Source organism: Kitasatospora sp. NPDC059571 (genome assembly GCF_042735675.1).
Lineage (GTDB): Bacteria > Actinomycetota > Actinomycetes > Streptomycetales > Streptomycetaceae > Kitasatospora.
The window spans coordinates 16,936-33,640 of record NZ_JBHWBW010000024.1 but is presented as its reverse complement, the minus strand read 5'-3'; the positions used below and the strand labels follow the sequence as shown (position 1 = coordinate 33,640).

The 16,705-nt window shown below is 73.8% G+C and carries 21 protein-coding genes; 13 read left to right on the top strand and 8 right to left on the bottom strand.

What is annotated here, in order from left to right; genetic code table 11:
• Positions 1–211: 211 nt before the first annotated feature.
• From ACFV0G_RS05375 to ACFV0G_RS05365, 3 genes are read right to left on the bottom strand one after another with little or no spacing between them, the layout of a single operon-like run.
• Positions 212–1,000 carry an ABC transporter permease gene (locus tag ACFV0G_RS05375; RefSeq protein WP_380541958.1) on the bottom strand — a complete coding sequence of 263 codons (789 nt, stop codon included), beginning with the start codon at positions 998–1,000 and terminating at the stop codon, positions 212–214.
• A complete protein-coding gene (locus ACFV0G_RS05370) occupies positions 997–1,959 on the bottom strand; it encodes an ATP-binding cassette domain-containing protein (RefSeq protein WP_380541955.1) in 963 nt (320 codons plus the stop codon). The genes ACFV0G_RS05375 and ACFV0G_RS05370 overlap by 4 nt, the downstream gene beginning before the upstream one ends.
• Before the next feature lie 12 nt (positions 1,960–1,971).
• Positions 1,972–2,637 carry a DUF4097 family beta strand repeat-containing protein gene (locus ACFV0G_RS05365; RefSeq protein WP_380541967.1) on the bottom strand — a complete coding sequence of 222 codons (666 nt, stop codon included), beginning with the start codon at positions 2,635–2,637 and terminating at the stop codon, positions 1,972–1,974.
• Between the two features lie 227 nt (positions 2,638–2,864).
• Here ACFV0G_RS05365 and ACFV0G_RS05360 point away from each other — a divergent pair, with 227 nt between their 5' ends.
• The 6 genes from ACFV0G_RS05360 to ACFV0G_RS05335 all read left to right on the top strand — a co-directional run bounded on the left by ACFV0G_RS05360 (position 2,865) and on the right by ACFV0G_RS05335 (position 7,464).
• Positions 2,865–3,617: a helix-turn-helix domain-containing protein gene (locus ACFV0G_RS05360; protein ID WP_380541964.1), complete on the top strand. Its 753-nt coding sequence runs from the start codon at positions 2,865–2,867 to the stop codon at positions 3,615–3,617.
• A 102-nt stretch (positions 3,618–3,719) separates the two neighbouring features.
• Positions 3,720–4,079, top strand: a complete 360-nt coding sequence (locus tag ACFV0G_RS05355; protein ID WP_380541952.1) for a hypothetical protein — start codon at positions 3,720–3,722, stop codon at positions 4,077–4,079.
• Positions 4,080–4,231: 152 nt separating this feature from the next.
• Positions 4,232–4,975: a YqjF family protein gene (locus ACFV0G_RS05350; protein WP_380541949.1), complete on the top strand. Its 744-nt coding sequence runs from the start codon at positions 4,232–4,234 to the stop codon at positions 4,973–4,975.
• 299 nt (positions 4,976–5,274) lie between these two features.
• Complete coding sequence (locus tag ACFV0G_RS05345) at positions 5,275–5,778, top strand: hypothetical protein (RefSeq protein ID WP_380541946.1); 504 nt, start codon at positions 5,275–5,277, stop codon at positions 5,776–5,778.
• A 124-nt stretch (positions 5,779–5,902) separates the two neighbouring features.
• Positions 5,903–6,430: a GNAT family N-acetyltransferase gene (locus ACFV0G_RS05340; protein ID WP_380541943.1), complete on the top strand. Its 528-nt coding sequence runs from the start codon at positions 5,903–5,905 to the stop codon at positions 6,428–6,430.
• 377 nt (positions 6,431–6,807) lie between these two features.
• Entirely contained in the window at positions 6,808–7,464 is a 657-nt protein-coding gene (locus tag ACFV0G_RS05335; RefSeq protein WP_380541961.1) for an adenosylcobinamide amidohydrolase, read from the top strand.
• Between the two features lie 74 nt (positions 7,465–7,538).
• Here ACFV0G_RS05335 and ACFV0G_RS05330 read toward each other — a convergent pair whose 3' ends face one another.
• On the bottom strand, positions 7,539–7,703 hold the full coding sequence (locus tag ACFV0G_RS05330; protein WP_380541940.1) for a hypothetical protein: 165 nt from the start codon (positions 7,701–7,703) through the stop codon (positions 7,539–7,541).
• A 153-nt stretch (positions 7,704–7,856) separates the two neighbouring features.
• Positions 7,857–8,363, bottom strand: coding sequence for a DinB family protein (locus ACFV0G_RS05325; RefSeq protein WP_380541937.1), 507 nt, complete (start codon positions 8,361–8,363; stop codon positions 7,857–7,859).
• Positions 8,364–8,528: 165 nt separating this feature from the next.
• Between ACFV0G_RS05325 and ACFV0G_RS05320 the strand changes: the two genes are divergently transcribed.
• Positions 8,529–8,909, top strand: coding sequence for a hypothetical protein (locus ACFV0G_RS05320; protein ID WP_380541934.1), 381 nt, complete (start codon positions 8,529–8,531; stop codon positions 8,907–8,909).
• 269 nt (positions 8,910–9,178) lie between these two features.
• Here ACFV0G_RS05320 and ACFV0G_RS05315 read toward each other — a convergent pair whose 3' ends face one another.
• Entirely contained in the window at positions 9,179–10,105 is a 927-nt protein-coding gene (locus tag ACFV0G_RS05315; protein WP_380541930.1) for a helix-turn-helix transcriptional regulator, read from the bottom strand.
• A 202-nt stretch (positions 10,106–10,307) separates the two neighbouring features.
• Here ACFV0G_RS05315 and ACFV0G_RS05310 point away from each other — a divergent pair, with 202 nt between their 5' ends.
• The 3 genes from ACFV0G_RS05310 to ACFV0G_RS05300 all read left to right on the top strand — a co-directional run bounded on the left by ACFV0G_RS05310 (position 10,308) and on the right by ACFV0G_RS05300 (position 12,516).
• The gene (locus tag ACFV0G_RS05310) at positions 10,308–11,123 is read left to right on the top strand and encodes an SDR family oxidoreductase (RefSeq protein ID WP_380541927.1); all 816 of its coding nucleotides are present in this window, start codon (positions 10,308–10,310) and stop codon (positions 11,121–11,123) included.
• Positions 11,124–11,200: 77 nt separating this feature from the next.
• Entirely contained in the window at positions 11,201–11,416 is a 216-nt protein-coding gene (locus ACFV0G_RS05305) for a tautomerase family protein (RefSeq protein WP_380541924.1), read from the top strand.
• A gap of 95 nt (positions 11,417–11,511) precedes the next feature.
• Positions 11,512–12,516 carry an NAD-dependent epimerase/dehydratase family protein gene (locus ACFV0G_RS05300; protein WP_380541921.1) on the top strand — a complete coding sequence of 335 codons (1,005 nt, stop codon included), beginning with the start codon at positions 11,512–11,514 and terminating at the stop codon, positions 12,514–12,516.
• Between the two features lie 81 nt (positions 12,517–12,597).
• Here the strand turns inward: ACFV0G_RS05300 and ACFV0G_RS05295 are convergent, their stop codons facing one another.
• A complete protein-coding gene (locus tag ACFV0G_RS05295) occupies positions 12,598–13,854 on the bottom strand; it encodes an extracellular solute-binding protein (RefSeq protein ID WP_380541918.1) in 1,257 nt (418 codons plus the stop codon).
• A gap of 470 nt (positions 13,855–14,324) precedes the next feature.
• On the opposite strand from ACFV0G_RS05295, the gene ACFV0G_RS05290 reads away from it, so the two are divergent.
• Positions 14,325–14,726, top strand: a complete 402-nt coding sequence (locus ACFV0G_RS05290) for a DUF6193 family natural product biosynthesis protein (protein ID WP_380541915.1) — start codon at positions 14,325–14,327, stop codon at positions 14,724–14,726.
• A gap of 236 nt (positions 14,727–14,962) precedes the next feature.
• Here the strand turns inward: ACFV0G_RS05290 and ACFV0G_RS05285 are convergent, their stop codons facing one another.
• The gene (locus ACFV0G_RS05285; RefSeq protein WP_380541912.1) at positions 14,963–15,328 is read right to left on the bottom strand and encodes a hypothetical protein; all 366 of its coding nucleotides are present in this window, start codon (positions 15,326–15,328) and stop codon (positions 14,963–14,965) included.
• 413 nt (positions 15,329–15,741) lie between these two features.
• Here ACFV0G_RS05285 and ACFV0G_RS05280 point away from each other — a divergent pair, with 413 nt between their 5' ends.
• A complete protein-coding gene (locus ACFV0G_RS05280) occupies positions 15,742–15,951 on the top strand; it encodes a hypothetical protein (RefSeq protein ID WP_380541909.1) in 210 nt (69 codons plus the stop codon).
• On the top strand, positions 15,951–16,661 hold the full coding sequence (locus tag ACFV0G_RS05275) for a restriction endonuclease (RefSeq protein ID WP_380541906.1): 711 nt from the start codon (positions 15,951–15,953) through the stop codon (positions 16,659–16,661). The genes ACFV0G_RS05280 and ACFV0G_RS05275 overlap by 1 nt, the downstream gene beginning before the upstream one ends.
• The last annotated feature ends 44 nt before the right edge of the window (positions 16,662–16,705 follow it).

Sequence of the window (16,705 nt, the reverse complement as noted above, 5' to 3'; positions counted from 1 at the left end):
CCCCGCGCGCGCCGGGGCCGGGGGGGGGGGGGGGGGCGCCGCCCCCCCCCCCCCCCGCGGCCGGTGCCCCGGCTTCGGCAGAGGCCCCGGCCGTGCCCGCCCGCCGGCCGGTCGGGAACGCCGACGGGGCGGCGTAGGCCGACGCGCTGTCGGTGTACGCCGCCCCGGAGGCGGTTGGGGATGCGGGAGGCGGCCCGCGCTGTCACGGCGGCTACTTCGGGTCTCGGTTGAAGGTCGAGGTCGACCAGAAGTAGCCGAGCACCGTGAGGCCCAGGCACCAGGCCACGGCGAGCCACCCGTTGTGGCCGATCTCGCCGCCGAGCAGCAGGCCCCGCAGGGTCTCGATGGCGGGGGTGAACGGCTGGTACTCCGCGATCGGCCGGAACCAGCCGGGCATCGAGTGCACCGGGACGAACGCGCTGGAGAGGAGCGGCAGCAGGATCAGCGGCATCGCGTTGTTGCTGGCGGCCTCGGCGCTCGGGCTGACCAGGCCCATGCCGACGGCGATCCAGGTGAACGCGGTGGCGAAGAGCACGAGCAGCCCGAACGCGGCCAGCCACTCCACGACGCCGGCACCGGTGGACCGGAAGCCGATGGCCACGGCGACGGCGCCCACCAGGACGACGCTCATGACCGACTGCAGCACACTGCCCACGACGTGTCCGACGAGGATCGAGGGACGGTGGATCGCCATCGTGCGGAAGCGGGCGATGATGCCCTCGGTCATGTCGTTGGAGACGGACACCGCGGTGCCGACCACGGTGCTGCCGATGGTCATCAGCAGCAGGCCCGGGACGACGTACGCGATGTAGGCGGAGCGGTTCGGTGCACCGCCGATCCCCGAGCTCATCGTGTCACCGAAGATGTAGACGAAGAGCAGCAGCATCATGATCGGTGTGAGCAGCAGGTTCAGGGTGAGGGACGGATAGCGGCGCGCGTGCAGGAGATTGCGGCGCAGCATCGTGGACGAGTCGCGCACGGCGAGGGAAAGGGAGCTCATCGGAGCGCCTCCTTGGACTGGTGGGGGATGCCGGTGCCGCCGGTCAGGGCGAAGAACACGTCGTCGAGGTCGGGGGTGTGCACGGTCAGCTCGTCCGCCTCGATGCCGGCCGTGTCCAGCCGGTCGAGGACGGAGCGCAGCGCGCGCTGGCTGCCGTCGCCGGGGATCTGCAGGGCCAGTGCCTCGTCGTCCCGGGCGGCCTCGTCCAGGGCGAGGCCGGCGCGCCGGTAGGCCTCCGGGTCGGTGAAGCGCAGCCGGACGTGTCCGCCGGGGACCAGCCGCTTCAGCTCCTGGGCGGTGCCCTCGGCGGCGATCGTGCCGTCGTTGAGCACGGCGATCCGGTCGGCGAGTTCGTCGGCCTCCTCCAGGTACTGGGTGGTGAGGAAGACGGTGACGCCGTCGGAGACCAGCTCGCGGATGATCCGCCACATGGTGTGCCGGGAACGCGGGTCGAGGCCGGTGGTCGGCTCGTCGAGGAAGATGATCCGCGGGCCGCCGACCAGGGTCATGGCGATGTCCAGACGGCGCTTCATGCCGCCGGAGTAGGTGGAGGCGGGCTTCTTCGCCGCCTCCACCAGGTCGAAGCGCTCCAGCAGTTCGGCGGCGGTGCGGCGGCCCTCGCTGCGGGGGAGGTGGTGCAGGTCCGCCATGAGGAGCATGTTCTCCTCGCCGGTGATCAGGCCGTCGACCGCGGAGAACTGGCCGGTGACGCCGATCGCGGCGCGCACGGCCTGCGGGGCGGCGGTCAGGCTGTGGCCGCCGACCCGGATCTCGCCGGTGCCCGGGTCGGCGGAGACGAGGGTGGAGAGGATCTTGACGGCGGTGGTCTTGCCGGCGCCGTTCGGGCCGAGCAGGGCGAAGATCGTCCCTTCGGGGACGGCCAGGTCGACACCGTCGAGGACGACCTTGTCGCCGTAGGACTTGCGCAGTCCGTTCGCCGCGATGGCCAGGTTGGTCATGATCGGTGCTCCTCAGAGGCTGCGGGCGGCGATGTCGCCGTAGGCGGTGGTCGCGTGGATGGTCAGGTCGGGGGTGCCCTCGGTGTTCTTCAGGGCGTTATGGATCCGGCCGTGGGTGGTGCCGGCGTCCAGGGAGGCGGAGACCCCGTTCGCGGCGTGGACCGACACGTCGCCGGCCTGGGTGCGCAGGACGACCGTGCCGCGGACGGCCTCGGCGATCCGGATGTGGCCCTTGGCGGTGCTGATCTCCGCGGAGCCGGCCAGCCGGCCGACCGTGACGTCGCCGGAGACGGTGGTGAGGCGGACGCTGTCGGCCTCGTCGAGCCTGATCGCGCCGTGCGCGCCCTCGAAGGCGACGGCGCCGAACTGTCCGACGGCGCGGAACTCGACGCCGGCGGCCTTCGCCTCGATGCGCGAGCCGGCGGGCAGGTGGACCGTCACCTCGACGGATCCGGAGCTGCCGAAGTACTGGTTCCTCGCCGAGGTCGTGATCCGCAGGACGCCGTCGCGGTACTCGACCGCGGTCTGCTCGGCCGCCTTCACGTCGCGGCCCTTCGAGGCGTCCGCGGGCAGTACCTCGACCGTGGTGTCGGCCCGGTCGGCGGCGACGAGGCGGATGCGTCCGGCGGGGATGTCGAGAACGGTGGAGATCGGGGTGGGGGTGTCGAAGGTGTCCATGGTGCTCTCCTCGTGCATCTGCTGTTTCTGACTCTGGAAACGCTACGTTGCGTTCATGAATCCCTCAAGCGATGTGTTGCGATGAGTCGGTATCAGTGCAGGTGAAGGCTGGAAAATCGTTGCAACCGGTATAGATCTAATGCAACGTCAGGCGCGTTGCGCGTTGCAATGGGTGAGGAGTGAACGCTATGCTTGAGGGCGTAACGGACGAACGAAGGGAGACCGTGATGCCGGGAGGCAGGCTCACCCAGCAGGAGCGCCAGCAGATCGCCGCAGGGGTGGCCGACGGACTCGCCTACGCGGAGATCGCCAGGCGCCTCGACCGCCCCACCTCGACGGTCACGCGCGAGGTGATGCGCAACGGCGGCCCCGGCGCCTACCGTGCCGACCTGGCCCACCGGGCCACCGAACGACGCACCCACCAGCGCAGGCAGGCGGCGCCCCAGGGGCCGCAGGCGTCCCCGCAGACCCAGGGGCGGGACGCCGAGGCGGTGCGCGAGTACGAGGAGACGTTCACCACCCTCCTCATGCAGTCGGGGCTGCCCAAGATGATGTCCCGGGTGCTGACCTGCCTCTACACCACCGACGCGGGCAGCCTCACCGCGTCCGAGCTCGTGCAGCACCTCCAGGTCAGCCCCGCGTCCGTCTCCAAGGCGATCACCTTCCTCGAGAACCAGGGCCTCGTCCGCCGGGAGCGGGACGAGCGTCGCCGCGAGCGCTACGTCGTCGACAACGACGTCTGGTACCAGTCGATGATCGCCAGTGCGCGGTCCAACGCCCAGCTCTCCGAGACCGCGCGAAAGGGCGTCGGCATCCTCGGCGCCGACTCCCCGGCCGCCGCCCGCCTGGAGAACATCGCGCGCTTCCTCGACTTCGTCGGGGAGAGCATCACCCGTGCCGCGGAGCAGGCCCGCGAGGTCCTCTACACCAAGCCCGATGCGGCCTCGGGCGGTGCTGCCGGGCCGAGTTCGGAGCGCTGACCGCCGCCCGGCCGTCCCGTGTCCGGCCCGGCCGGTGCGTCCGTCACCTGATCGGCCCGCGCCGCCGGGGCACCCCCGCGGGGGCGCGGCTAGCGTCGGGCCATGACGGTACAGGACATGCCACGTGGGACGGTCCGTGTTCGCCCGCCGCAGGAGATCGGTGCGGCGATGGAGGCGGCCAACGCCGAGCCGGCCTGCACGGGCCGGTTCGGACGCGGGGTCCTCGGTGCGCTGCGGTGGGCACTCGGCGGCCAGGTGGCGGCGCCCGTCACCGCGGCGGCCCCGCTGGACGCCGCCGGCCCCACCGTCCCGCACCTGCTGGACGAGCTGGGGGCCGCCCGCGCGTGCGCGGGCCCCGGCGGCCGGCGGGTCGATCCGGAGTACGCCCGCGGGGTGTCCGAGGCGCTGGCCTGGGTCTGCGGGGAGCGCGACCGGCCACCGGGCGACGGCCCCGCGCGCTGACGGACGGCCCCGCGCGGGAGGCGGCACCCGCCCCGATCGTTCGATGCGCAAGCGGTGCACACCCCGCCGGGCCCGCCCGGGACGGAGAGTGGGAGGAGTTCCACCGACACACCCGGGCCGGACCGGCTCCGGGAGGAGCAGGTGATACGCCCGTGCGCACCGTCGAACCCCTGACGGACCGGCCGCCCCGGCCCGCCCGTAGGGCACTGCTCGGCCAGACCTGGCGGCACGTCCTGTTCGTCCACTGGCCGGTCAACCCGGCGGCCGTGGCGCCGCTGCTGCCGCGCGGGGTGCGGCCCGACGTCCGGAACGGCACCAGCTGGGTCGGACTGGTCCCGTTCACCATGGAGCGACTCGGGCCGGTCCGGCTCGGGGGCGTCCCCTACCTGGGCACCTTCACCGAGGTGAACGTGCGGCTCTACTCCGTGGACGCCGCCGGACGGCGCGGCGTGGTCTTCCGGACCCTCGCCTGCTCGCGGCTGCTGCCGGTGCTGGCCGCCCGGGCGGCGCTGCGCCTGCCGTACCGCTGGGCGTCCGCGCGGCTCATCGTGACCGGGCACACCATGGCGGTGGCCGCCCGCGACCGCCGGCCCGGGGGCCGTGCGACGACCACCGTCCTCACCGCGCGGATCGGCCCGCGGATCGAACACCCCGGCCCGCTCGCCACCTTCCTCACCGCCCGCTGGGGCCTGCACGTCGACTGGTACGGGCGCACGCTCTACCTCCCCGCCGACCACCCGCCGTGGCCCCTGCACCACGCCGAACTGACCTTCCTCGCGGACCGGTTCGTGGCCGACGCAGGTATCCGGGTGACCCCGCCCGCGATCAGCGTGCTCTACTCGCCGGGAGTGCCGGTCCGCTTCGGCCCGGCACTGCCCTGCCCGGTGCCCTGCTGAGCCCGGCGGCGCACGTCGAACGTCCGCGTGTGGCACAAGTCCGCCAGTGCGGGCGGCGGAGCGGCTGCTCCCGCCCGTCCGTAGCCGCCGGAGGGCGGTCCGTGTGCGGACAGCAGGCGGGGCCACGGGCCCGGCCCCGGACGGTGGTGTCCGGCCGGTGCCGGGCGGGCCGACACGGCGTGCGGACCTCCCCACCGGCGCCGGGCCGCGGTGGTGATCACCATTCGGCAACGGCCGTGCGCACGGTGTGAGTACGTCGGTACGGTCGGGCGCCTCATCACACCGAACCAGGGGAGACCATGCGCCCGAGCACCGCCCGCACCCTCGCCGCCGCACTCGTGACCCTGACCACCGCCTGCGCCGGCCCGTCCGTCGGGGCCGGGTCGGCCGGCGCGGCACCCGCGGCCGCCGACGGTTCGGAGACCTCCGCTACCCCGGACGCCCAGACCATCACCCGGCAGCTCACCACCAAGGGACTGCCGGTCAAACTGACCGTCACCTACGACGCGACGACCGACCCCGACGGGCAGCTCGGCAAGCCGCACCAGTACGTCAGCAGGACCGCCTTCGACGACACCCGCGTCGCCGACAGCCCGAAGGCCAAGGAGGACGCGACCGGGCACCGGCGGGACAGCATCTCCTACGGCGGCACCGTCGAGGTGTTCGCCAGTGCGGACGACGCCGCCTCCGCCGGACCGGCCGGACCGGACTACACGTACCGGCACGGGGCCGTCGTCGTCCGGGTGTCCCACCTGCTCACCCCGGACCAGGCCAGGGCGTACGAGACCGCGCTGGCGGACTGACCCTCCGGCAGACCCGGCCGGCCGGACAACCGTTGCGGAGCGGGCGCTCGGCCGGAGGCGTCGGCCCCCGAGGCCCGCATAGGCTGGCCGGTCCCATCCGACGCACCGCGACGAGGACCGGCCCATGCGCAGCAGCACCACGATCCGCCTGATAGAGCCCGCCGATGCCGCCCCGATCGCCGCGCACAGGGCGCGGGACATCGAGGCCTTCCGGCGGTGGGAACCGGCCCGGCCCGCCGACTTCCTCACCCCGGAGGGTCAGGCGGAGCGGATCGACCGCCTCCTGGCCGGACACCGGGCCGGCACGGTCTGGCCGGGCGTGGTGCTCGCCGACGACCGGGTGATCGGGCAGGTCACCGTCGGAGGCATCCTGCCGCAGCCGCACCTGCGCCGCGGCTCCCTCGGGTACTGGATCGCCGGCGTCGCCCAGAACCAGGGGCACGCCGGGCGCGCCGTCGGGCTCGCCCTCGAGGTCATGACGGACGAACTCCGCCTGCACCGCGCGGAGGCGTCCACCAACCTGGAGAACCTGCCCTCGCAACGGGTGCTGCGCCGCAACGGGTTCAGCCCGTACGGCGTCGCGCACTCCGCGATCCTGCTCGACGGGAGCTGGCGGGACGGGCTGCTGTGGGAGCGGATCCTGGGTGACTGACCGCTCGTTGACGACGAGGGGTCAGTGAACCTGCCGCCCGCGCCCCGGAAGGCCGGCTGTCGAGCGGAGGGCTGCCGTCCGGCGGCGGGGGAGCGGTGTGCTTTGCTGGCGGGCGGTGTGCCCGGGCCGATCGGGCACCGCCGGGCACGATCGGACGGAGGGCCGCGGTGGCGCAGCCGGGGAGCACGGGGCACCTGGCGGTCGGACGCCCGGTCGTCATCGGGACGGCCGGGGCCGTCGGGGCCTTCGGATCCGGTGCGGGGCGGGCGGAGGCACCGGTGCCGCCGGCCCTGCGGCCGGTGGTGTCCCGGGCCGCACGTGCGGAGGACGGAGCCTGCCGGCACCTGCTGGTGTGGCGGGCGGGACCGGGCTGGCGGATGGTCAGCAGTGCCGTCCTCGGCGGTGGCATCGGCGCGCGCGGATGGGTGCTCAACGCCCAGGTCCGCCCCGGATACGCCCGTCTCGACCCCGACCGCCACCTGGCAGAGCTGGCCGAGGCCGAGGGGCTGACCGGGCCCGGTGTCGGGCTGATGACGGCGGCCGAGGTCGATGCCTGCACCTGGGCCGAGGACGGCGGCGTCACCGCGGCCGTGACCACCGGCATCGGAGTCCCGACCTGGGCAGCCGCCCCCGGACCGGCCGAGCCCGGGGGTCCCTACGTCCCCGGCACCATCAACATCCTGGCGGTCGTCCCGGCACCGGTGGCCGACGCCGGTCTGGTCAACCTGCTCGCCACGGCGACCGAGGCGAAGGTCCAGGCCCTCCTCGACGCCGGCTACTCCTGCTCCGGGACGCCGTCCGACGCCGTCTGCATCGCCGTCCGGGCCCCGGGCCCGGGAGACGACGCACCGGCGGACCCCTTCGGCGGACCTCGTTCCCGCTGGGGCTCCCGACTCGCCCGCGCCGTGCACCGGGCCGTCCTGGAGGGCGCCGAACTCGACCGCACCCGCCGAGCCGCCGGCCCCACCGCACCGCACCCCGCCCCGCGCCCGGAGTGCCGCCGCCCGGACGTCCTGCACCAGGGTGTCCGGTAGCGTCGGGACGGTCTCGTCCGTGCGGGGAGGATGCCGGGGTCGGGCCCGACGGTCCCGCGGGCCCCGATGCACCGTCAGAACTGCACGGTCGCGGTGCGCGACTCCGATCGGGCCGTCCGGACGGGTTCGCGCCCGGTGCGGCGGTCACCGAGCCGTCCGGCCAGGCCGACGGCGGCCACCGCCAGGCCGAGTCCGGCTGCGAACACCATCACTGCCAGAGCGAGCAGTCCTGCTATCACCGTCGTCCTCCGCCTTCCGTGCCGGGCCGGCCTCGACGCCCGCCCTTGCGGAGCGGCGTCTGCCCACCGGCCCGACGCCCACGCCCCGGCCGGCCCATCCGAATCGGCCCGGGCACGGGACGCCGGGTCGGCCGGGGGAGGACGGTCTGCGGGTCAGACGCCGGTGGTGCCGTCGACCAGTTCGCGGATGATGTCGAGGTGGCCGTTGTGCCGGGCCGTCTCCTCGGTCAGGTGGAGCAGGATCCAGCGGAGGTCGACGGGCCCGCCGTCGCCCCGCGGCCGCTTCGCCACGGTGTCCAGGTCGTGGGCCGCGACCAGCTCGCGGTAGCGGGCGGAGGCGGCCTCGTAGTCGGCGAGCAGGTCGGCGATCGGGATCTCGACGGCGATCCGCATCTCCCGGTCCGGATCCTCCTCCGTCCAGGGTCCCTCGTCCTCCTGGCCGAGGAAGACCACCTCGAACCACCAGTACTCGACCCAGCGGAGATGGCTGATCAGACCGGAGACGGTCATCAGCGGGGAGCCGGGCAGGGGCGAACGCCGGGCGTTCTCCTCGGAGATGCCCTCGCACTTGGCGCGCGCGGTGGCGCGGGCGTAGTCGAGGAAGGTGGTGAGCTGGGTCAGGTCGTCCAGGGATGCCGGGGTATCGGTTCGTGTTGTCATCGGTCCGAATGGTGTCCTCCCCGGCGCCGCCTGTCGAGCGGTTTTGGCAGGTTGCGGGCAACTCGCCCGAGGGCACGGCCCGATCGGGGCGGCCCCGGCCGCGCGCCGCGTAGGTGAGTACGCGTACTCACGACACCGGTCACCGGAGCGGGAGAGGGTGATCCGGTGACAGCACGAATCGAACGGCGCCCCGGTCCGGGCCCGGCCCTGCTGCTGGCCGGGGCCGAACTCGCCGCCCTGGCACTGATCGGCCTGGCGTGGGCGGCCTCCTATCTGTCGTGGGACCCGCAGAGCTACGGCGATCCGCCCGGCCCTTACCTGCGCAAGGCCGCAGTGGCCGCGGCATGCGCCGTGGTTGCCGCGGTGGTGGCCGCCGTGCGGCGGGTCCGTGCCGTCGCCGTCGGCCAGGCGGTGACGGTCGCCTTGATCGGCCTGCTCATGGCGGGGGCGTACTCCGTCGGGGAGAACACCTACCGCAACTCGTACCGCGACGCCTGCCACGCGGGCCTGGGCTGCGCCGACGCCGACCGCCCGCCCGGCGGGTGAGCGGTGGTCGGGCGGACTTCCTCCCCGCGGAGACCATGACTGCTGCTGCGTCAGGTTGCCGACGGGGTACGGGGCGTGGACCGGGCGTTGCCGAGCTCCGCGATCTCCACGGCCAGGAACGGAAGGCGGCGGCCCGGTCGGCGGACGTGATCTGCTGTCGCTCGGGAGTCCGTGCCGACGTGCCGGCGTCCAGCAGGTCGGATAGGCCGAGGTGGTGCCGGTGACCGTCCGCGGGGGAACCGGTGCTCCGGCCTCCCGCCCGGCGGCGGTCAGGCCGGGGAGCCCGGGTCCTGGCTGGTGGAGCGACGGCCGGACGGCTGCGGCGTGCCGGCCTCGGGCGGGGTGGGGCCGGTCTCGGTGCGCATGTCCTGGGTGCCGATGACGGAGAGCAGTTCCAGCTGGGCGCTGCCGGGTGTGCCGGGCGGCGCCGTGAACCAGAGCAGGCGCTGGCGGCCGTCCTCGCTGAAGAGGGTGTGGCAGTCGAGTTCGACGACGCCCAGCACGGGGTGGACGATCCGCTTGTGGTCGACCCGGCGCAGGGCCACGTCGTGGACCTCCCACAGGGCGGCGAACTCCGGACTGCGCCGCAGCAGCACGGCCACCATCCGGGCGACCTCGGTGTCACGGCCGCGGCGGGCGGCGACCGCCCGGAGGTCGGCGACGAAGACCCGGGAGTGGTGGGGGTGGTCGTCGGGCGGGTAGATCGCGCGGGCCGCCGGATCGGTGAACCAGCGGTACACGAAACTGGCCGCCGGGCCGCGTCCCGCCGGCGGCGCGCCGAGGAGGGCGGCCCCCAGGTCGTTCTGCACGAGCGTCTCGTGCAGGTCGGTGATGATTCGGGCAGGGGTGGTCGCCAGTCGGTCCAGCAGGCCGAGCATGGCCGGTTCGGCGAGCGCGGACGATCCGCGGGAGGCAGCCGGCAGCGGCCGGTCGGCGAGGTAGAAGAGGTGGTCGCGCTCGTCCCCGTTGAGACGCAGCGCCCGGGCGAGCGCGGCCAGGGTCTGCGCCGAGGGCTGGACCCCCTGCCCGCGTTCGAGCTCGGTGTAGTAGTCCGCCGACAGGCCGGCGAGCTGGGCGACCTCCTCGCGGCGCAGCCCCGGCACCCGGCGGCGGGGTCCGGTGGGCAGGCCGACGTCGGCCGGGCGGACGCGGTCGCGCCGGGACCTCAGGAACGCGGCGAGCTCGGGAAGGTTCACGCCTCCCATCGTGGCGCGCGCGGCCGGCCGGAGCCAGGGGGTGGCGACCCCCGGGTGGGCACAGCCCTGGTTGCGGACGCCGTACGGGCCGATGGTGGAGGTACGGCGGAACGGACGGGGTCACCGCGGCCCGGTGCCGCACCCGCGCCCCGCCGCCGTACGCAGTCCTCCATCCCTCGGTCCCACGTCCTCAGGAGTTCCCATGTCCCTCCCCGAACCGGCGGACCTCGGCGCCGTGCCCGGACCCGATGCGGCGGACGGCCGCGGCACGCCCGGCACCGGTGCCGACGCTCTGCGCGTCGCCATCGTCACCGGCGGCTCCCGGGGCATCGGCCGGCAGACGGTGAGCCGGCTGGCCGCCGACGGGTTCGCCGTGGTGGTCGGCTACGCCGGCAGCCGCGAGGCGGCCGAGCAGGCGGTCAAGGAGGTCACCGCGGCCGGCGGCCGTGCGGTGGCGGTCCGGGCCGACGTCGCCGACGAGCAGGAGGCCGCCGCACTGTTCGCGACCGCCGAGTCCGCCTTCGGCGGCGTGGACGTGGTCGTGCACGCCGCCGGCCGGATGCACCTGTCGCCGGTCGCCGAGCTCGACCTGGCCGAGCTCGACGCGATGCACCGCACCAACATCCGCGGGACCTTCGTCATCGCCCAGCAGGCGGCCCGCACCGTGCGCCCCGGAGGCGCGATCATCACCTTCTCCACCTCCGTGCTGGGCCTGGCCTTCCCCGGCTACGCCGCCTATACCGCCAGCAAGGGCGCCGTCGAGGCGGTCACGCTGATTCTCGCCCGCGAGCTGCGCGGCCGGGACGTCACGGTGAACACCGTCGCCCCCGGCCCGACCGCCACCGACCTCTTCCTGGACGGCAAGGACGAGCAGACGGTGGCCCGGCTGGCCGCCCAGCCGCCGCTGGAACGGCTCGGCACCCCCGAGGACATCGCCGAGGTCGTCGCCTTCCTCGCCTCGCCGGCCGGCCACTGGGTCAACGGCCAGGTCGTCCGTGCCAACGGCGGCATCGTCTGACCGGCGCACCACCGCGCCCTCCCCGCCCCGACGTCCGGCACCGACCCCGGACGGCCACCGCACAGAGAGAAGAGACCGTGCCCTTCGCGAACTTCAAGATCCCGGCGCAGACCCTCACCGAGCAGCAGAAGGAGCAGATCATCACCCGTACCACCGAGCTGTACGTCGAGATCTACGGCGAGCGCGCCCGCGCCACCACCATGGTGCTGGTCGAGGAGGTCGCCGACGGCGGCTGGGGCATCGGCGGCGACGTCCTGACCCTGGCCCGGCTCCAGCAGCCGACGGGGGACTGAACCGCCGCCCCGCGGCCGCCGGCGGGAGGACGGGCGGGATCCGCTCGCAGTGAACGGCCGTGTGCGGCCGATCGGACGCGGACAGGCTGTCCGGTATGAAGATCCTCCTGCTCGGCGGCTCGAAGTTCCTCGGCCGCGCCTACGCTGCAGAAGCCCTGTCCCGCGGTCACCAGGTCACCACCTTCAACCGCGGGGTCAGCGGCGCCGACCTCGACGGCGCCGAGGCGGTGCGCGGCGACCGGACCCGCCCGGAAGACCTGGAGCGCCTGGTCGACGGACGGCGCTGGGACGCCGTCGTCGACACCTCGGGCCAGCAGCCGTACGACGTGGCGCAGACCGCCCGGCTGCTCCGCGACCGCGCCGGGCACTACAGCTTCGTCTCCTCCGTCCACGCCTTCGCCGACTGGCCGGCCGGGCCCGTCGACGAGAGCTCCACGACCCTCGACTGCCCGGCGGACGCTCCGCCGGACCAGCCGTTCGCCAATGCGCTCAAGGCGGGCTGCGAGCGCGCCGTGCTCGACCGGTTCGGCGAGCGCTCCTCCCTCCTCAACTGCGGGCTGCTCTACGGCCCGTACGAACCGATCGGACGACTTCCCTGGTGGCTGGAGCGGATCGCCCGGGGCGGCCGGGTGCTCGCGCCCGGCGACCCCGACCGGCCGATGCAGCTCATCGACGCCAGGGACTTCGCTGCCTTCGGGCTCGACCTGATCGACCGGGGGCTGACCGGGCGCTTCGTCACCACCGCGCCGATCGGCGCAACCAGCTACGGCGAGTTCCTGGACGCCTGTGTCCGGGCCACCGGATCGGACGCCGAACTGGTCTGGACGGACGACGCCACCCTGCTCGCCGCCGATGTCCAGCCCTGGACGGAACTGCCGCTCTGGACCCCGGACCAGCCGGACTGGCAGGGGACCTGGCGGGCCGACAGCTCCCGGGCGGGCGCCGCCGGGCTGCGCTGCCGCCCGGTCGCCGAGACCGTCGCCGACACCTGGGCCTGGCTGCGCAACGGCGGTTCGTCCAAGGTCAGTTACACCCAGGGGCTGACCGGGATCCCGATCGGGATCGAGGCCGGCAAGGAGCAGCGGATCCTGGCCGGCTGAGCCCCGGGGGCGCCGGACGGCCCCCGCCCGCCGCGGGCACCGGGCGGGGGAGCCGCCTCTCCCCGGATGCCCGCCGCGCAATCAGCGGGCGCGGACGGCGTCGGCCCGGTTCTGCAGGTCGTGCAGAACGCTCTCCGGATTCTGCGTCGCCAGGCCGGTGCTCTTCTTGATCTCGGCCGAGATCGCATCCCATCGGGTGTCGCCCAGCGGGTAGAAGGTGGCCTGCGGGAGCAGGGCGAGGAATGGCTCGAGATCCCGGTGCCGTCCGCTGGTCGTCATGCTCAGCAGGGCGTCATGGGTCACCGGCATCAGGTTGTAGGTCTCGTCGAACTTCACCGTGTTCTCGCTCGAATACACGAAGTCGAGGAACCGCTTGATCTCCTTGCGGTGCCCGCCCTGCTTGAACGCCATCATCCAGTCCGCGACACCGAGCGTGGATTTCAGCGGCCCGGCCCGCCCGGGAATCGGCACGATTCCGTAGTCGATTCCGCCGTCCTTGGACAGCTGGATGAGCGACGGGTGACCGTTCAGCATTGCGATCCTCCCGGCGGCGAAGTCCGCGAACGCGGTCTTCCGGTCGGTGCGCGCGGGGTCGGCGAAGGTCAGCCCGGGATCGACGAGGTTGTTCTTGAGCCAGGTGAAGGTCTCGATGTTCTGCGCGCTGTCGAGCGCGTAGCGCCCCGACTGGTCGGTGAATCCGCCGTCGTTCCCGAGCTCCCAGATCATCGTCTCGGCCTGGGCCTCCTCCGGGCCGAGCGGCAGGGCGTACGGAATGGTGCCCGGTGCCTTGGCCTTGATGAGGAGCGCGTCGCCGCGCAGCTCGTCCCAGGTGGCGGGGGGCTGGGAGATGCCGGCCCGGCGGAAGACCGCCTTGTTGTAGAAGAAGGCGCGCGCGGAGGAGACGAAGGGGATGCCGTACTGGACTCCCTCGACCTGGCCCGCCTTGGCGAAGCTGTCCAGGAAGTCCGCCTGGGTCCCGATCGACAGGACGTCCGACGCCTTGTACAGCAGGTTGTCCGCGACCTTGTCGGCATATCCGCCGGTCTGCAGGACATCCGGGACGGCGCCGCTCCTGATCATTTCCTTGACCTGGCCGTCGATGTCGTTCCAGTTCACCACCCGGGCGTCGACCTTGATGTCGGGATTGGCGGCGGTGAAGGCCGCGGTCACCTCGTCCCAGTAGTGCTTGGAGCTGTTCGACTGCTTGTCGCCGTAATCGGCGGCGACGAGCTTCAGGGTGACCGTTCCTGCGGACCCGATACCGGCCGCCGAGCACGCCGAGAGGGTCAAGGCACAGGTGACGGCCGTGGCTAAGGCGCGCAGCGCATGTCGTTCCATGGGGAGTTCGCCTTCGAGTGGTGCCGCGCACGCGGCAGGGAAGCGGAAAGGGGATGCTGAACGGCAGCCGAAACCCCGCGGGTTTCGGCCGGGTGTCAGGAGGCGGTCGACCGCTCGCATTCCTGGTCGAGGGCAGCGGTCAAGCGGCGAATGGGCGAAATTCTTGACCAGGCGGGGCGCGGAACTCCAGTGCGGTTACCGAATCGTTGCCGCCCGTCACGCTCCGCTCCCGGCGCCCGGCGCGGACCGCGTCGGCCACGGGCCGGACGCCCGCCGGGTCGTGGGCATGCGACGGACCGTCAGAAGCTCCTTCGACGCCCGGTGGTGGTTGCCCGGACCGGTACGGACCGTGGCAGGCCTACGCGTTGGTACGTCTCGACGGTCCCGGGCCGGCACCGCGACGGTGGCTTCCGATCCGATCCGATCCGGACGACCGGCCCGGCCTGCGGGGAGTCGGCTACTGTCTGCGGGTGACCGAGAGCGAGACGCCGCCGACGGAATCCGACGACCCGGTGGCAGCGGAGTGGAGGCGGATCAGGGAGATGGACCGGCAGTACATCAACAAGGAACTGGTGGAGGCGGCCTACGCCGATCCCGTCCTTGCGCGGCTGTTCCCCCTGGTCAGTCACTGCTCACTGCAGTTCAGCCGGTGCACCCGCTACCCCTGGTCGGGAGATCTGCCCTCGGTCTTCCCGTACGGCGGCGAGTTGTTCTACGTGGCCCTGGCCCTCGAACCGGGTGCCCCGCGGCGGGAGCGGATCGGCGGACCGGTCACGGCCGAACAGGCCGTAGAACTCCTCGCCCGGCACCTTCCTGCGGGGTGCGGTCCCGCCGTGGACGGCACGCCCGACGTGCTCGAACCGCTCGGCTGAGCACGGCCACGGGAATCGAGATCTTCGGCACACCGCCCGTAAGGCGGAGGACGTCGCCGTGCACGACCCGGCGGGCCCTGCTGAGGGCCTGTGCGGCAACGCCCGGGAGCTACGTGTGGTTCACGGGGGACTGGTGCCCCGTCCGGCGGGCGAGCGGTGCCCGGCGCCCGGCACGCGGGCAACGGGCCGCTGACCGACCCCTCGTCACCGTGCGGCGTGCCCTGCCCGGGAAGGCGTCAGCGCGGGTCGACGATCTCCGCGGCGAACACGGTGCTCAGCGGCTCGGGGCCGATGTACTGCTGGCAGTTGCAGGGCCGCGCCTCGTACTGGACCGGCTTGCGGTCGGCGTCCCAGGCGGTCGGGGCCTCGACCACCTCGTGGCACTTGCCCTGCTTGTCGTGCTTGGCGAGGTGGTGCGTGCAGCCGCAGACCGGCTCCGGGGGCCGGTTCGCGGCGTCCAGCGCGAGTTGGCGGCGCTCGGCGGCCTGGTGCAGTTCGAGCTTCCGCTCGTGACGGGTCTTCAGGGCCCGTCGGACGTTCTCACTGACCCAGCCCCCGCCGACCATCACGGCCGGAATCACCGCCCACAGCCAGCCACCCATGACCACGTTCCCCCTTGTTCGACCGAGTGCACAGCTTACGGTCTCCCGCCTGCGGGGGAGGACCGCCGGGCGGCCCGATCGGCAGTCGGCGGACGACGGCCGGGCGAGATGAGGGGGTCGGATTCTGCCGTTGTGGAGTGCGGCCGCGTGCGCCGGGGCGTACGCCGTGATCGGTGCACGTCACCGCGGTGCGGTGCCGTCCGGCGGGTGACTGGGTGGGCGGGTCCTTCGCGCGCCGCCGGGGCGGCGGCCCGGTGTGCGCGGGCGCGTGCTCCGGGCGCGCGTGTCCGGATCGGTTCGGTGGCACCGTGCGTGCGCCGACGATCGGGGCCGGGTTGTCCGGGGCCGCTGCTACACCGGGTCACGGGCGGGCCGGCACCGGGTCGGCAGCGCTCCTCGGGGAGGGGATCGTCATGGCGAGGAAGAACGGCGGAGGAGTCCACTGGGTGCGCGGCCACTACCGCCGGAATCCGGTGCCGCGGGTCAAGAAGTCGAGCCTGTGGCTGGTCGCCGCAGTGGGAGCGGTGCTGTGGTGGATCGCCCCGTCCGGCGACGGCGGTGCCACGGCGCCGGCCGGCACGCCGAGCGCCCCTGCCACGGCGCCGGCCCGGGTCGGCCACTGATGCCCCGGCGCCGGCCCTGGTGGCGGCGGCTGCTGCCGCGTACGCCCCGCGACCGGGTCGCCGCCGGGATCGTCGCCGTGGTCGCCCTGACGGCGGCGATGGACGCCGTGAAGGCGGTGGCGCGGATGCTCGCCGCAGCCTGGCCGGTCCTGCTCGTCCTCGTGCTGCTCGCGTCCGCCGCCGCCGCCCACCGGCTGCGACGGGCGGTGGTCCGCCGGCGCGAGGCGGCGGAGCGGGCGTCCCGGCTGTGCCTGCCACTGGCGCGGATCGACGCGATGACCGACCGCGAGTTCGAGTTCGCCGCCCGCGACCTGCTGCTGCGCGACGGCTGCAGCAAGGCCCGGCAGGTCGGCCGCCAGGGCGACCAGGCCGCCGACGTCATCGCCCACCACCCCCGGTACGGGCGGATCGTCGTGCAGTGCAAGCACACCCGGGTCGGCGGGAAGGTCGGGGCCCAGGTCATGTACCAGGTCAAGGGCACCGCGGGCCCCGCCCACCGCGCCGACGTGGCCGTCGTCGTCACCAACGGGGCCCTCACCCGCGACGCCGCCGCCTGGGGCGACACCCACCGCGTCCACTGGATCGACCGCGACCGGCTGCGCCGCTGGGCCGAGGAGGGGACCGCGTTCGGGGACCTGCTGGGCCTGCCCGCCGCCCGTCGCGGCCCGCTCGCCGCGCGGCCGGCCGCCGAGGCCCGGCCGGCCCGCTGACGGAACGCCGTCGGAGCTCGACTGGATGGAGCACCCGCCCGATC

What these genes read in the sequence shown, in the direction of transcription:
- ACFV0G_RS05285 (WP_380541912.1), bottom strand. Translation starts at nt 15,328, where the DNA reads ATGGGTGGCTGGCTGTGGGCGGTGATTCCGGCCGTGATGGTCGGCGGG.
- ACFV0G_RS05375 (WP_380541958.1), bottom strand. Translation starts at nt 1,000, where the DNA reads ATGAGCTCCCTTTCCCTCGCCGTGCGCGACTCGTCCACGATGCTGCGC.
- ACFV0G_RS05300 (WP_380541921.1), top strand. Translation starts at nt 11,512, where the DNA reads ATGAAGATCCTCCTGCTCGGCGGCTCGAAGTTCCTCGGCCGCGCCTAC.
- ACFV0G_RS05335 (WP_380541961.1), top strand. Translation starts at nt 6,808, where the DNA reads ATGGTCAGCAGTGCCGTCCTCGGCGGTGGCATCGGCGCGCGCGGATGG.
- ACFV0G_RS05355 (WP_380541952.1), top strand. Translation starts at nt 3,720, where the DNA reads ATGACGGTACAGGACATGCCACGTGGGACGGTCCGTGTTCGCCCGCCG.
- ACFV0G_RS05370 (WP_380541955.1), bottom strand. Translation starts at nt 1,959, where the DNA reads ATGACCAACCTGGCCATCGCGGCGAACGGACTGCGCAAGTCCTACGGC.
- ACFV0G_RS05345 (WP_380541946.1), top strand. Translation starts at nt 5,275, where the DNA reads ATGCGCCCGAGCACCGCCCGCACCCTCGCCGCCGCACTCGTGACCCTG.
- ACFV0G_RS05325 (WP_380541937.1), bottom strand. Translation starts at nt 8,363, where the DNA reads ATGACAACACGAACCGATACCCCGGCATCCCTGGACGACCTGACCCAG.
- ACFV0G_RS05275 (WP_380541906.1), top strand. Translation starts at nt 15,951, where the DNA reads ATGCCCCGGCGCCGGCCCTGGTGGCGGCGGCTGCTGCCGCGTACGCCC.
- ACFV0G_RS05360 (WP_380541964.1), top strand. Translation starts at nt 2,865, where the DNA reads ATGCCGGGAGGCAGGCTCACCCAGCAGGAGCGCCAGCAGATCGCCGCA.
- ACFV0G_RS05365 (WP_380541967.1), bottom strand. Translation starts at nt 2,637, where the DNA reads ATGGACACCTTCGACACCCCCACCCCGATCTCCACCGTTCTCGACATC.
- ACFV0G_RS05340 (WP_380541943.1), top strand. Translation starts at nt 5,903, where the DNA reads ATGCGCAGCAGCACCACGATCCGCCTGATAGAGCCCGCCGATGCCGCC.
- ACFV0G_RS05295 (WP_380541918.1), bottom strand. Translation starts at nt 13,854, where the DNA reads ATGGAACGACATGCGCTGCGCGCCTTAGCCACGGCCGTCACCTGTGCC.
- ACFV0G_RS05280 (WP_380541909.1), top strand. Translation starts at nt 15,742, where the DNA reads ATGGCGAGGAAGAACGGCGGAGGAGTCCACTGGGTGCGCGGCCACTAC.
- ACFV0G_RS05310 (WP_380541927.1), top strand. Translation starts at nt 10,308, where the DNA reads ATGTCCCTCCCCGAACCGGCGGACCTCGGCGCCGTGCCCGGACCCGAT.